9 protein-coding genes are annotated in these 14,044 nt (G+C 61.5%); 1 reads left to right on the top strand and 8 read right to left on the bottom strand.

What is annotated here, in order from left to right:
* Positions 1-118 precede the first annotated feature (118 nt).
* A complete protein-coding gene (gene guaB / locus IE123_RS01300) occupies positions 119-1,585 on the bottom strand; it encodes an IMP dehydrogenase (protein ID WP_189514335.1) in 1,467 nt (488 codons plus the stop codon).
* Between the two features lie 239 nt (positions 1,586-1,824).
* On the opposite strand from guaB, the gene xseA reads away from it, so the two are divergent.
* The gene (xseA, locus tag IE123_RS01295) at positions 1,825-3,156 is read left to right on the top strand and encodes an exodeoxyribonuclease VII large subunit (protein WP_189514333.1); all 1,332 of its coding nucleotides are present in this window, start codon (positions 1,825-1,827) and stop codon (positions 3,154-3,156) included.
* A 26-nt stretch (positions 3,157-3,182) separates the two neighbouring features.
* Here xseA and IE123_RS01290 read toward each other — a convergent pair whose 3' ends face one another.
* From IE123_RS01290 to IE123_RS01260, 7 genes are all read right to left on the bottom strand, one after another.
* Positions 3,183-5,195 carry a glycoside hydrolase family 127 protein gene (locus IE123_RS01290; RefSeq protein WP_189514331.1) on the bottom strand — a complete coding sequence of 671 codons (2,013 nt, stop codon included), beginning with the start codon at positions 5,193-5,195 and terminating at the stop codon, positions 3,183-3,185.
* Positions 5,196-5,276: 81 nt separating this feature from the next.
* Entirely contained in the window at positions 5,277-6,677 is a 1,401-nt protein-coding gene (locus IE123_RS01285) for an MFS transporter (RefSeq protein WP_189514329.1), read from the bottom strand.
* Between the two features lie 389 nt (positions 6,678-7,066).
* Positions 7,067-8,425 (bottom strand): two-component system response regulator GlrR, encoded by a 1,359-nt coding sequence (glrR, locus tag IE123_RS01280; protein ID WP_189514327.1) that lies wholly within the window; start codon positions 8,423-8,425, stop codon positions 7,067-7,069.
* Positions 8,426-8,461: 36 nt separating this feature from the next.
* Positions 8,462-9,031: a hypothetical protein gene (locus tag IE123_RS01275; RefSeq protein ID WP_189514324.1), complete on the bottom strand. Its 570-nt coding sequence runs from the start codon at positions 9,029-9,031 to the stop codon at positions 8,462-8,464.
* Between the two features lie 2 nt (positions 9,032-9,033).
* Positions 9,034-10,536, bottom strand: a complete 1,503-nt coding sequence (locus IE123_RS01270) for a sensor histidine kinase (protein WP_189514322.1) — start codon at positions 10,534-10,536, stop codon at positions 9,034-9,036.
* Positions 10,537-11,240: 704 nt separating this feature from the next.
* Positions 11,241-12,578 carry an amino-acid N-acetyltransferase gene (gene argA, locus IE123_RS01265; RefSeq protein ID WP_189514320.1) on the bottom strand — a complete coding sequence of 446 codons (1,338 nt, stop codon included), beginning with the start codon at positions 12,576-12,578 and terminating at the stop codon, positions 11,241-11,243.
* A gap of 186 nt (positions 12,579-12,764) precedes the next feature.
* Positions 12,765-14,030 (bottom strand): inorganic phosphate transporter, encoded by a 1,266-nt coding sequence (locus tag IE123_RS01260; RefSeq protein WP_189514318.1) that lies wholly within the window; start codon positions 14,028-14,030, stop codon positions 12,765-12,767.
* Between the last annotated feature and the right edge of the window lie 14 nt (positions 14,031-14,044).

Genomic DNA, 14,044 nt, shown 5'->3' with positions numbered 1-14,044 from the left:
GCGAGCGGGAAGCTTTCGCCTCCCGCTCTTCAAACTGGACTGCCCGGCAGTCGATGGACGTGCCCTGCCCGCGTATCGATCAATGAAGGTCATGATCCCACGCGGGCAGTGCATGCCATCAGCTCCGGTAGTTCGGCGCTTCTTTCGTGATCTGCACGTCATGCACGTGCGATTCGGCAAAGCCTGCGCTGGTGATGCGAACAAATTCAGGCACGGTACGCATGGTGTCGATATCGTGCGAGCCGGTGTAGCCCATCGAGGCACGCAGACCGCCCATCATCTGGTGAACGATGGCGCTCATCAGGCCCTTGTAGGGCACGCGGCCTTCGATGCCTTCCGGCACGAGCTTCTCGACACCTTCGTTCTTGTCCTGGAAGTAGCGATCCGACGAGCCCTGGGTCTGGGACATGGCACCCATCGAGCCCATGCCGCGGTAGGCCTTGTAGGTCCGGCCCTGATAGAGCTCGATCTCGCCCGGGGACTCTTCGGTACCCGCCAGCAAGCTGCCGACCATTACGCAGTGCGCACCGGCAACGATCGCCTTGGCGATATCACCGGAGAAGCGGATGCCGCCATCGGCGATCAGCGGAATGTCATAGGGCTTGAGCGCTTCGGCCACGTCAGCCACCGCGGTGATCTGCGGCACGCCGACACCGGCGACGATACGCGTGGTGCAGATCGAGCCCGGGCCGATGCCGACCTTGACGGCGTCCGCGCCGGCTTCGGCCAGTGCCTTGGCTGCCGCGGCCGTGGCGATGTTGCCACCGATGACCTGCAACGCGGGGAAGTGCTCCTTCACCCAGCGCACGCGATCCAGCACGCCGGCACTATGGCCGTGGGCGGTGTCGACCACGATGACGTCAACGCCGGCATCATACAGCGCCTGAACGCGATCGCCGGTGTCTTCACCGGTGCCGACTGCCGCGCCCACCAGCAGGCGACCATCCTCGTCCTTGGCGGCGTTCGGGTAGGTGCGCGCCTTTTCGATGTCGCGCACCGTGACCAGCCCGCGCAGATGGAAGTCTTCGCTGACAATCAGGATCTTCTCGATGCGGTGTTCCTGCAGCAGACGCTTGATGTCTTCCAGCGGCGTGCCTTCCTTCGCGGTAATCAGCTTTTCGCGCGGCGTCATGATCGCTTCGACGCTGTCGCTGTAGTTGGGCTGAAAACGCATGTCGCGGCCGGTCACGATACCGACCAGCTCTTCACCCTTCACCACCGGGAAGCCGGAGTAGCCGTACTCTTCGGCCATGGCGAGAAGATCAGTGAGCCTGGTATCGGGGCTGACCGTGACGGGGTCCTTCACGATCACGCTTTCGTGCTTTTTGACCTTGCGTACTTCAGCCGCCTGAGCGGCGATCGACATGCTCTTGTGCACGATACCGATACCACCTTCCTGCGCCATGGCAATGGCCAGGCGAGCTTCGGTGACGGTATCCATGGCGGAGGAGACAAGCGGAATATTGAGGACGAGGTTGCGGGTCAGGCGGGATTTCAGAGAGACGTTCTTCGGTAGAACATCGGAATAACCGGGAACGAGTAATACGTCGTCAAACGTAAGCGCTTCTTGAGCTATACGCAGCATAACTGGCGTCCACTGAGTGGGTTGTACAGGCGGCGGGAAAAGTAATCGCGCATTTTAACGCCTGCGGCCCGCCCATACAATGTACACGCCACGTGCTGCGCGCTATTGCCGCCATGCATAAAGCCTCTTGCGGGCCTTGAACGCCAGGCGCCTGTCTTCCAGAGGGCTACCGGCAGACACCGACGCGCCCGCATGCCAGACTGACGCCATCGAATTGAATCATCTCACATGGAGCCGCCATGCCCCCGTCTTCCCCCCACGAGACCCTGAGCGTTTTCGAGCTCAATCGGCGCGCCCGCTTAACGCTTGAAGACACCTTTGGCGAGGTGTGGGTCGAAGGGGAACTGTCGCGCGTGTCCCGCCCGGCCTCGGGTCATCTCTACTTCACCCTCAAGGATGACCGCGCCCAGGTCAGCTGCGCGCTCTTTCGCAACCGGGCACGCTTTGTCGCCGCCCCCATGCGTGAGGGTGACAGCGTGCGCATTCGGGCGAAGGTGTCGGTGTTCGAGGCGCGCGGGGATTATCAGCTGATCGTCGAGGCGGTCCAGGAGGCCGGTCGCGGTGCCCTGCTGGCCGCGCTGGAACGGCTGAAGGTAAAGCTCGAGGGCGAAGGCGTGTTTGCCAATGCGCGCGAGCTGCCCTGCCCACCGCAGCATCTGGGCATCATCACGTCTGCCAGCGGCGCGGCCCTTCAGGATGTGCTGGCCGTCCTGCAGGCGCGCTGGCCGCTGCTGGAGGTCAGTGTTCTGCCGGTGCCGGTCCAGGGCGATCAGGCCGCAACAGCCATGATTCGCGCGCTGGCCGCCGCCGGGCGTGACGCACGCTTTGATGCGCTGTTGATCACCCGCGGCGGCGGGAGCCTGGAGGATCTCTGGTGTTTCAACGATGAGCGCCTGGCGCGTGCCATTCAGGCCAGCCCGATTCCGGTCATGAGCGCCGTGGGTCACGAGATCGACACCACGCTGAGTGATCTGGCCGCCGACGTTCGCGCACCCACGCCCTCGGCCGCCGCCGAACGGCTGGTGCCGGACCGCCGGGACATTCTGGAGCGTCTGGCAACGCTCACGCAGCGTCTGGAAAGCGCCCAGCAGCGCCAGCTCGAGCAGCTTGGCCAGCGCGTGGATCACGCCGCCTCGCGCCTTCGCCACCCCGGCGAGCGGTTAAGCGCGCAGCGTCAGCGCCTGGATGATCTCCAGGCACGGCTGGCACGCGCCATGACGCATCGGCTGGATCAATCTCATCAGCGTCTGGCAACCGATCAGGCCCGATTACAGCAGACATCGCCTGCCCGCACACTGCGCGAGCGCCGCGAACGGCTTGATGCCCTGGAGCAACGCCTGATGGCGGCTCCAAAGCGCCAGATCACCACGCAGCGCCAGCAGCTCGAAGGCCTGATACGCGAGCTTAACGCCGTCAGCCCGCTGGCCGTGCTCGGGCGTGGCTACGCGATTCTGGAATCCTCAAACGGCGTGGTACACCGGGCGCAGGACACCACCCCCGGTGAAGTGCTGACAGCCCGGCTGGGCGAAGGCCGCCTGAAGGTGGAAGTGAAGCGGCGGTTCAAGCAATAAACCGCCGCCTGGCACCATATCCAGCGCTACGCCCGACGCGGCAGCTCCCGGGTCCAGACCCGCATCTCCCCTTCCTGCCGATTGGCCCAGGCAAAATAGGGCACGAACACCGCCTCGGTCCGGGTGTAGGTAGGGGCGTCGTCAAAGCGATACAGCGCCTCGCCCGCCGCGTTTTCCCGCAGGGCCTCGGCGCGCAGCAGCGTCATGCCGCTCAGGGCATCGGTCCCCTCGAGCGTATCCACAATGCCTCCCTCGCGCAGCGCAATATCGTGCAGCCGCTCGCCGTTGTCCGCCTGCTCCAGGCAGTACACCAGCGGGCCACGCTGTAGCGCGACCCTGCCGGCATCATGGCGCAGCGCGCGGTGCGGATAGACGCGGCGTACCGGCATCTCGAGTCTCAGCGCGATTCGATCGCCGTCCTGCCACTGACGCTCGAGCTCAAGATAACCATTGCTGGACATCTCAGCGTCAAGTCGCTCGCCGTCAAGGGAGACCTCAAAGCCTTCCGCCCAGGCGGGAATGCGCAGCGCAAGCCGGGCCTGAACGGGAACATCGGCACCGATGGTCAGCGTCACCGCGCCCTGCCAGGGCATGTCGGTCTCCTGATGGAGTCTCAGGGTACCGGCTGACAGCGGCAGTTCGAATTCACCGCCGATATAAAGATGCACCCAGGCTGTGTCATCAGCGCAGCCCACCACGTAGCGGTCCAGCGAGGCAATCAATCGCGCCAGATTGGGCGGGCAGCAGGCACAGGTGAACCAGCGCTGGCGCACCGGTTTGACGTGCTCGAGGATGGGGTTATCCGCCAACACTTTCGGGTCGACTTCCAGCGGGTTGACGTAGAAAAAGTGCTGACCGTCCAGCGACATGCCCGCCAGCACATTGTTGTAAAGTGCGCGCTCCATGACGTCGGCGTAGCGCCGGTCAGGCTCGGCGGCCAGCATCTGGCGGGCCAGAAAGACCACGCCGATGGCCGCGCAGGTTTCACCGTAGACCGTGTCGTTGGGCAGATCGAAGTCGGTGGTAAAGGACTCTTCCGGTGCCTGGGCGCCGATACCACCGGTGACATATAGCTGGCGCGAGGCCATGTTGTCCCACAGCCGCCGACAGGTCGCCAGCAGCGCCTTGTCATCACTGCGCTGCGCCAACTGGGCCATACCGGTACACAGGTAGGCAAAGCGCACGGCGTGGCCGACGGCGCGGTCCTGCTCGTGCACGGGGGCATGGGCCTGGCTGTAGGTCTTTTTGTGCAGCATGAACGGCTGGGTACCGGCGCCGAAATCATGATGCGTGCGCCCGCGCCGCTCCCATTCGAGGTCATAGAAGTGCGGCAGCTGCCCACGCTCCTCGACAAAGAAACGGCACAGCTTCAGATAGCGCGGTTCACCGGTGGCGTCGTAAAGCCGCATCAGCGCCAGCTCGATCTCCGGATGACCGTCGTAGCCGGCGATCTGGCCGGACTCGTGACCAAATACTGTCTCGACATGATCCACGAAGCGGCACATCACCTCCAGCAGGCGGCGCTTGCCGGTGGCTTCGAAATAGGCCACGGCGGCTTCGATCATGTGTCCGGCGCAGTAGAGCTCGTGGCACTCACAGAGGTTGGTCCAGCGCTCGCCCGGTGCCTGACAGGTAAAGTAGGTGTTGAGATAGCCGTCCTCGTGCTGAGCACGGGCAATCAGCTCGATGGTGTCATCGGCGCGCTGCTCGAGCGTCTCATCACGCTCGTGCTGCAGCAGATAGGCCACCGCCTCCAGCCATTTGGCAACGTCGCTGTCCTGAAACACCATGCCGTGAAAGGTGCCCTGCTGCTCGCCGGCCGCGATGCGAAAGTTCTCGATGGCGTGGCTGGGCGTGGCATCGGGTACCTGATCGTTAAGCACTTCCCACTGGTAGGGCACCACCACATCCCGGACCAGCTCAAGGCGGGGTGACCAGAAACGGTCGCTGATGCGCCCCGCGCCGTGAAGGCCGGGCCCCTGAAGCGTCGCTTCAGGAGATGGAGAGTCGTGCGACTGTGATGAATGAGACGTTGACATATGCGCTCCATGCAGTGGAATACAGGGGTCATGCACCGGCCGAGCCGCCTGTCATGCGCGGCTCATGCCCCGGGGCGCAGCTTATTGGCGCTGCGCCAGGTCCTGCTTGATGGTGTCCAGAAACGACTCGTTGACCTTGAAAAAACCGGTCACAAAGGCCAGAAGAAAGTGCATCAGGCCCGGAATGACCGTCGACAGCAGGACGATCCCGGCCAGCGAGGTCTCGGTCTGATTGTTCATGCCCGGCTCGTAGCTGACGAAAAACAGCGTAAAGCTGACAATGGCGCCGCCGGTTGCCCAGGCCAGCTTGATGAAAAACAAATTGAAGGCAAAGGTCATCCCGGAGGTGCGCTTGCCGGTTTTCCACTCACCGTAGTCATCGCTGAAGGCCATCATGGAAAAGTTGAGCGGCAACAGAAAGCCCAGGATCAGACAGCCAATCAGGTTGAGCCCTACCCAGACCTCCCGATACTCTCCCGGAACCACCCAGGCCAGACACGAGCCCAGCCCCAGCACAATATTGGTCAGAATAAACAGGCGTTTGGTGTCCATGCGCCGCGAGATACGGTTGACCACGATACTGCCGACGATGCCGGAAAGCGTTGCCACGCCGAAGAAGAAGGAAGTAAAGGCGGGTGAGCCTTCCAGATAGTACTGAATGAAATAGATCGCCGAGCCGCCCTTGACGTTGAAGATGTTCATGACCAGAAAGGTGATGAAAAACATCAGCAACAGCTGATCGTTTTTCACGGTATTGGCCAGCAGCTCCTTCATGCGAAACTTTCGACCGCCGGTATTGACGCGCTCGCGAACGCTTGCAAAGCAGATCAGAAACATCACCACCGCCATGACGGCCAGTACGGCCACGCCCGTCTGATAGCCAAAGGCGATATCGCCCTGCCCCAGCCATTCGGCCAACAGCGGCAGGCCAACCATGACGCAAAAGGCCGCGCCGCCGCTCAAGGCAAATCGATAGCTCTGACAGGAGACCACCTCACGCGGGCTCTGGGTAATAACGTTGACCAGCGCGCAGTAGGGCACGTTGATGGCGGTATAACACAGCGAGAGCAGCGCATAGGTGACCACCGCGTAAATGATCAGGGCATTGCCATCAAACGCCGGCGAATAGAAGGCCAGAAAGGTAATGATCCCCATGGGCACGGCGACCCAGAGCTGCCAGGGACGGTATTGCCCCCAGCGCGAGCGCGTTCTGTCGGCCAGCATGCCCATCATCGGGTCGGTGAAGGCATCGATGATGCGCAGGGTCAGAAACATGGTGCCGATAATTGCCGGGGAAATGCCGAAGATATCGGTATAGAAAAATGTCAGAAAGTTTCCGATCAGTGCCGTCACGATGGTACCGCCGGCGTCGCCGATGCCGTAGCCGGCCTTTTCCTGCCATGTCAGGCGTTTTGCCTTATGAGGCGGGCCTATATCGCCGTCGGACTGATCGACGCTGCGTACTGCGTCCGTGGTCTGCATGCTGTCCCCTCCGATAGATCGACACCCGCTGCCCGGCGCGCCCGGCACCAATAGCGATCCGCGGGCGGGGCAGATCACCCGGACCAACCTACCGTCGAGAAGTCATGGCACCTAATACCCACTGGCCGATAAAGTCATATCCGTTTGGTTATGCCGTGGAAAAAACAGACGTCAAAACAGCACACTGGTCAACAAGGTGTTACCCGCGAGTAACACCAAAGTTTCCCAGGGCCGAGACTATTGAATATCGATTCCTGATAAGAACGACCGGGCCAGCGCGGCCCCAGGGGAAAGCCAGCAGCAGGCAGCTGGCAAAGCGGCGCTGGCACGCGGGGTGGGTACCGGCTGGAGGCGTTGACACCGGTCATCTGCACCGGTGTCAGCGAACGCTACAGCGAACCGGCGACATGGACAGGCTTGAAGCTGTTGGGATCGAGTTCGTGGCGGGCCAGCAGCTTGTAGAAGTCGGTACGGTTGCGCCCGGCAATGCGTGCTGCCTGGGTAACATTGCCTTCGGTAATCTTGAGCACCTTGACCAGATAGCCATGCTCAAAACCGGCCCGTGCGGCATTGAAGGATGGCAGCGCGTTGTCCTCCGACGCCAGCGCCTGGGCCACCAGCGCATGGGCAATGATCGGCGCGGTGGACAGCGCCACGCACTGCTCGACCACGTTGACGAGCTGGCGCACGTTGCCCGGCCAGGCGTGGGAGGCCAGCAGGTTGATGGCCTCCTTCGAGAAGCCCTTGACCGAGGGCTTGTGGCGATCGGCGGCCAGCTCCAGGTGATAGCGCGCCAGAATCGGAATGTCCTCGGGGCGCTCGCGCAGGGCCGGCAGGCGCAGATTGACCACGTTGAGGCGGTAAAAGAGATCCTCGCGAAAGGTGCCCTCATTCATCGCCGCGTTCAGATCGCGATGGGTGGCCGAAATGACGCGCACATCCACATCGATACTTTGCGTGCTGCCCAGCGGGCGAATCTGGCGCTCCTGAAGCACCCGCAGCAGCTTGACCTGTAGCGACATCGGCATGTCGCCGATCTCATCGAGAAAGAGCGTACCGCCATGGGCGGCCTGAAAGAGCCCTTCATGCGCACTGACGGCGCCGGTAAAGGCGCCGCGGGCATGGCCGAACAGCTCGCTTTCCAGCAGCTGCTCCGGCAGGGCACCACAGTTGATGGCAATGAAGGGACGTTCGGCGCGCCCGCTGGCACGGTGCAGGGCGCGGGCCAGAAGCTCCTTGCCGGAGCCGGAAGGGCCGGAGAGCAGCACGCTGACATCGCTGCCGGCCACCTTGCCGGCCTGCTCGAGCACCTGTTCCATGACGGTACTGCGGGTAATGATGTCGCGGCGCCATTCAAGGTCGGCTTCGCTACTGCCGGGTGAGGCCTGCATCAGGGCCTCATCCACCAGCGAAAACAGTTCGACGCGATCAATGGGCTTGGTCAGAAAGCCGAACACCCCCTGACGGGTGGCGTTGACGGCTTCGGGAATGGAACCATGGGCGGTCAGAATGATGACCGGCAGGCCGGGATGGCGGGACTGGATTTCGCCGAACAGCGCCATCCCGTCCATGCCATCCATGCGCAGGTCCGACAATACCAGGTCGGGACGCTGCTGCTCGACCAGTGACAGTGCCTGGGCGCCGCTTTCAACGGTACTGACCCGATAGCCACGGCTTTCAAGACGCATACCCAGCAGCTTTAAAAGGCTTGGGTCATCGTCGACCAATAGCAGATGGGCAGTTTTCACGTGACTCTCCTTGCACGCCCGACGCGTGAGGAGGGCTCAGGGGGTCTGCCTGGCGTTCATGCTCTCCTCTATCGCGGTCAGGGCGTCCAGTTTCTTTTTCAGCTCGATATTTTCCTGCTCCAGCGACTGAATCTGCTGGCGCTGTCGGCTGTTACCCTGATAACTGCGATTATGCTGTGCATCGAGTCTGGATTGAAGCCTGGATTGAAGCTCGCTGCGCCGCTCCAGATCCTTTTGCCACTGTTGCAACAGCGGCTGAATGCTCTCGGGGGCCTGTGGCGTGTAGCGCTTGAACAGGGCCACACCTTTCGGCCATTGGGTGGCGTCCTCCTGGGAAAAGACCACCGCGCGTGCCAGACCGCCCCGAGGCGTATCATTGTTCATGTATTGAAGCACTTCATCACGCCATTGCTGTGTGCCGGTCTGCGCAGCGCGACCAAACGCCACCCATGTGGGCAGCAGGCACTCATCATCCACCATGGTGGGAATACCGCGTGTGATGCAGCCTTCTTCGGCGGCGCCCGGGACACGGTCGCCCAGCATGGCGCAGCCTCCCAGCAGCATGGTGGACAGCAGGAGACTGCCTGCAATCAGATTGTGCTTCATTGTCATATCCTTGCCAGTGCCGCCTTTTCCCTGGCGGCCTGAGGTAACGGTGCATTGTCCTGTGAAGGCTCTTCCACAATCCAGGGAAGTACCAGCTCAAAGCAGACTTCACAGCCATGTATGGTGTCCTCGACCAGACTCAGCGTGCCATGCTGGGCCCGGGCACTTTCAGCGGCAACCGACAGCCCGATACCGGAGCCCTTGAGCGGCCCCTTGCGCTGCGAGCTGCCCTGGTAAAACGGCTCGAACAGGTGGTCGCGGTCACGCGCATTGATTGGCTGGCCACTGTTGGCGACATCCAGGGTCAGGTGCTGTTGATCGGCGCTGGCCGAAATAAACAGCATCCCCTCATCGGCGCCGTAGGCAATGGCGTTGGAAATCAGATTGTCCAGGATGCGCGCGGTGCGGGCCCGATCTGCCTGCCAGTAAAGCGGCGCGCGGCGCTCCTCGACCACCATGCCCTTTTGCTGCAGCGCCAGACGATGCTTTGACAGCACCTCATGAATGACGCTTGCCACATCAAAGCGTGTCACGTTGAGGCGGCGATTCTGCTGCAGCAGATTGTAATCCAGCAGCTGCTCGATCAGCGTTTGCAGCTCCTGGCCGCTTTCATCGATCAGCAACACGATCTCACGCTGACGCTGGGTCATCTCGCCTACCACGCCATCAGCCAGCAGGCCCGAGCCTTCGCGAATACTGGCCAGCGGTGTCTTGAGCTCATGGGACATGTGACGCAGAAACTGCTGCTTTTGTTCCTCGAGCTCCCGAAGGCGGGCCGACAGCCATTCCAGCCGCTCTTCCAGATTGACCAGCTCGAGCGGCCCCTGAATCGGTCGGGCATCCCGGGTATCGCCATCGCCACCGATGCCCAGAATGCGCTGCTCGAGCTGGCGAATCGGGCGAATGATACGCCAGGTGAAAAAGAGGATCAGCACGAGACTGAACGACACCAGCGCAAGCGTTGCCTGCCACAGATGCGTGGTGACGCGATCGGCCCTGGCACGAATGTCGTCAATGCGCGCATCGACCTGCTGACGCGTGGCCTGGGCCAGCGCCTCGGTCGTGGCGGTAAATCTGCTGAATTCGGAAAGCTGCGCGCTCAGGCTGTCTTCACCGGGCGTGGGCAGGGTTTCCAGCACGGTCAGCTGCTGGCGCAGGGACTGCATCAGGGGACTGGCGCCCATGAAGGCGGCATGCTCGTTGAGCAGATCACTGTAGCGCGCCCGTCGCTCGCCGTAGATCTCCAGCAGGCTCTGGTCATCGAGCACCGCATACTGACGGGCGCTGCGCTCCATGTCCGTGGACAGATTGGTTAACTGACGGGCGCGGCGGGTTTCATCCACTGCCTCGCGGGCACTGACGTCAGCCAGCGCCGAGAGCTCTGAAAAGCTCTGGCCGGCGAGATGGATCAGCACGCCGATCGGCAGCATGACCAGCAAAAAGGCCGTCAGCACCTGCTGAAGAAGGGATCGAGGACGCCATCGACGCTTTATTCGAGAAGCCATGGGTTGACAGTCTCCGACAGGCGGGCCGTTAGGGAAGAATAGTCCGGAACGTTGGAGAGAATAACCGATAATCTCACCGTCTGATAACGTCCGTATACACTTTTCATCCATTCAGTTTCATTAGCCTGAACAAAATAAAAAAAAGAGCCGGCAGGGCCGGCTCTCAAATACGCAGGGAACTGAAGGGTAACATGGTGATTTGGCTCTGCCTGCCTGACCGTGCAGCACCGCACCACCGTGGGCCTGGAGAGGCCCGAAGCCCTGCCATCGAGATTGACATTCAGGTTTTCGATAGCGCCAGAGGCTTCTTTCGGATCAAAAACACCACAGCAGCAGTGTTTTTGAAATACTGCCCGATACCCGGGCCTTTTCCTTTTCAGCGCAAGAAAAGGTGCGTCATGGTCGCGTTCTGAAACTATCAGGCCGCGAGACAACCTTCTCTACCGCACGCAACCTATAGCCAAAGCCATGCCGAAATAGATTTTTCCCTTTAAAAACATAACCCTGCATTTTGTTTTGATAAAACATCGAACATTTCAGCCCTCGGATGGTGTCGATACGGGGCAAAATCGTCGCCACCAGGCGACACCACAACTTCTATAAAACTTCAAACTATTGTTTTTTATGAATTTTTTGATGTCGCCGCATCACGACAAAATACCCTTTTCATGTCTCAAAAGGGCGACAGGGAGCGCCTGGATGCATCAGCGTCCTGCATCCGGCCTGGCAGAAGGGGCCAGCGTCTTGAGCAACACCCGGGAATTACGTTGCGGGTTGTAGTGCTGGCGTCGCCGCTGGGGCAGCGCTTCGGGACTTGCCTGCTCAAAGCCACGTTCCAGAAACCAGTGCAGGGTATGGGTGGTCAGGGCAAACAACGTGGTCAGCCCCTGCTCACGGGCACGCTGTTCGATACCATCAAGCAGCAGATCACCCCGCTCGCCACCGCGATAGCTGGTATGCACGGCAACGCAGGCCAGCTCGCCGCTACCCGCTTCCGGATAGGGGTGAAGTGCTGCACAGCCGATCACCATGCCGTCACGCTCGATGACCACATAGTCATCGATTTCCTGTTCCAGCCGCTCGCGTGAACGCGCGACCAGCATGCCGCGCTCTTCCAGCGGCCGCAGCAGCTCCAGCAGGCCGCCGATATCATCAATGCGCGCCCCCCTGAGCTGCTCATAGCGCTCGCGGGTAATCATGGTGCCAACCCCGTCGCGGGTAAAAAGCTCTGCCAGCAACGCATCGCGGTCCTGCCAGGACACCAGGTGGGTACGGCCCACGCCCTGACGCGCCGCATCGCAGGCAATATGCACATGCTCGGCAAGCTCGGCATCGTCATGCTCACGGACCAGTGACTGCGCCTCCTGCAGGTTCGGCTGGCGCATGAGACGCCCCTGGGCGTTATGCAGCCCGCCGGCACGCCCCACGATGATCAGCTTGTCGGCATTAAGGGCAATGGCGGCATGACGAGCGATATCGGCCGCATCCAGATCAAAGACCTCTCCGGTGCTGGAGTACCCCAGCGGCGGCAGCACCACCAGCGAACGCTGGTCCAGCAGGGTCCGAATGGCGTCCCTGCGCACGCGGCGCACCTCGCCCGCCCGCTGAAAGTCGACCCCCTCCCGGATGCCCAGCGGCTTGGCCATGACCAGATTACCGCTGATGGCATTGATCTCGACCCCATGCAGCGGCGTATTGGAAAGCCCCGGTGAGAGCCTGGCTTCAATGGCCAGACGCAGGGTCGAGACTTCGCGTTCAATCAGCGTCATGCAGGCTTCATCGACCACGAATCGCCCCTGATGACGCAGCGGCGTCAGCTTTGCCTTCTGCAGTGCCTCGCGCACCTGGGCGCGCACGCCAAAGACCAGCACCAGCCGCACCCCCAGGGTATGCAGCAGGGCCAGATCCTGAATCAGCGGTGCACGACGCTCGGGCGTCAGCCCCTCTCCTTCGATCAGTACCACAAAGGTACGTCCCCGGTGGGCATCGATATAGGTCGATGAGTTTCGAAACCAGTCGGCAAAGGGAAATGAGATGTCCAAGGCGGCTCCAGGATCAAACGGGCATCAGTAGGGCCTCACGGGTGTGAAGGCTCCCCCATCTTAAGGCTTCTCATCTTAAAGCAGCCGGCGCCAGGGTGCAGGCTCCGGTGACATTGCCGAATACCGGATACGAAAAGGCCGCCGTAAATCACGGCGGCCTGGCATGACGCAACCCTCTCGGGCTGTCTAGCCGAACATGCCCTTGAGCATGAAAAAGAAGATGATCGACAGCGCCGCACCGGCCGGCAGCGTGACCAGCCAGGAGATCACGATGGTGCCCAGCACACGCAGGTTCAACGCGCGCATGCCACGAGCAAGACCGACACCCAGTACTGCACCCACCAGCGTGTGCGTGGTCGAGATCGGCAGGCCCGTACCGGAGGCAATGACCACGGTCGTGGCGGCGGCAAGCGTGGCGGCAAAGCCACGCGAAGGCGTCAGCTCGGTAATCCCGGTACCAACGGTGGCAATCACGCGATGGCCATAGGTCAGAAGGCCAAAGACGATACCGCCGCCGCCCAGAATCAGAATCCACCAGGGCAGCGCCGCATTGCCACCAATCTGGCCATTAGTCTGCACGACGCTGACCACGGCCGCCAGCGGCCCCACGGCATTGGCCACATCGTTGGAGCCGTGCGCAAATGCCATGGCGCAGGCGGTAAACATCATCAAGACCCCGAAGATGCGTTCCACGCCCGAGAAGCTGAAGCGATCATCCTTGCGCGGTTCATGGCCGATACGACGCTCCAGCAGAATGCCCAGCAGCGTGATGATCGCACCAACGCCCATGGCCCAGAGCAGTGCATCGGTGAAGCTCAGGTTGAGGCCGACATGGCTCAGACCCTTGAGCAGCGTCACCATCGACACGATAAAACCGACCAGAAACATGTAGCCCGGCACGTAGCGACGCGCCGCTGCCAGCGGATCACTGTTTTCAAAGATAAGGGTCTGAATCGAGCGGAACAGCAAAAAGGCGATGACGCCGGCAAGCACGGGCGACGTCACCCAGCTCGAGACGATCTGGCCGATGGCGCTCCACTGCACGGAGGCGGGCCCCAGACCTGCTACGGCAAAACCGACAATCGCGCCCACGATGGAATGGGTGGTCGATACCGGCCAGCCCTTTTTCGAGGCAATCATCAGCCAGATGGCCGCCGACAGCAGCGATGAGAGCATGCCATAGACCAGATACTGCGGCGTTTCACTTAAAAGGGTGGGATCAATGATGCCATTGCGAATGGTAGAGGTGACCTCACCCCCGGCAAGCCAGGCCCCCAGAAACTCGAAGATGATGGCGATAACGATCGCCTGACGAATGGTAATGGCCTTGGAGCCGACCGAGGTGCCCATGGCATTGGCCACATCATTGGCGCCAACGCCCCAGGCCATGAAAAAGCCGAAAACGCAGGCGAGAATAATAAAGAGCTCGCCATGCTGTGCGATGATGGTCATAGGAAATATCGTTA

It is taken from the genome of Kushneria pakistanensis, from assembly GCF_014652795.1.
In the GTDB taxonomy this organism is placed as follows: domain Bacteria; phylum Pseudomonadota; class Gammaproteobacteria; order Pseudomonadales; family Halomonadaceae; genus Kushneria; species Kushneria pakistanensis.
The sequence above is the reverse complement of the archived record's forward strand: the minus strand, read 5'-3'. Positions and strand labels throughout refer to the sequence as shown.

Bases quoted from the DNA above. Each gene is read 5' to 3' on its own strand.
- guaB (WP_189514335.1), bottom strand. From the start codon at position 1,585: ATGCTGCGTATAGCTCAAGAAGCGCTTACGTTTGACGACGTATTACTC.
- xseA (WP_189514333.1), top strand. From the start codon at position 1,825: ATGCCCCCGTCTTCCCCCCACGAGACCCTGAGCGTTTTCGAGCTCAAT.
- IE123_RS01290 (WP_189514331.1), bottom strand. From the start codon at position 5,195: ATGTCAACGTCTCATTCATCACAGTCGCACGACTCTCCATCTCCTGAA.
- IE123_RS01285 (WP_189514329.1), bottom strand. From the start codon at position 6,677: ATGCAGACCACGGACGCAGTACGCAGCGTCGATCAGTCCGACGGCGAT.
- IE123_RS01275 (WP_189514324.1), bottom strand. From the start codon at position 9,031: ATGAAGCACAATCTGATTGCAGGCAGTCTCCTGCTGTCCACCATGCTG.
- IE123_RS01270 (WP_189514322.1), bottom strand. From the start codon at position 10,536: ATGGCTTCTCGAATAAAGCGTCGATGGCGTCCTCGATCCCTTCTTCAG.
- IE123_RS01260 (WP_189514318.1), bottom strand. From the start codon at position 14,030: ATGACCATCATCGCACAGCATGGCGAGCTCTTTATTATTCTCGCCTGC.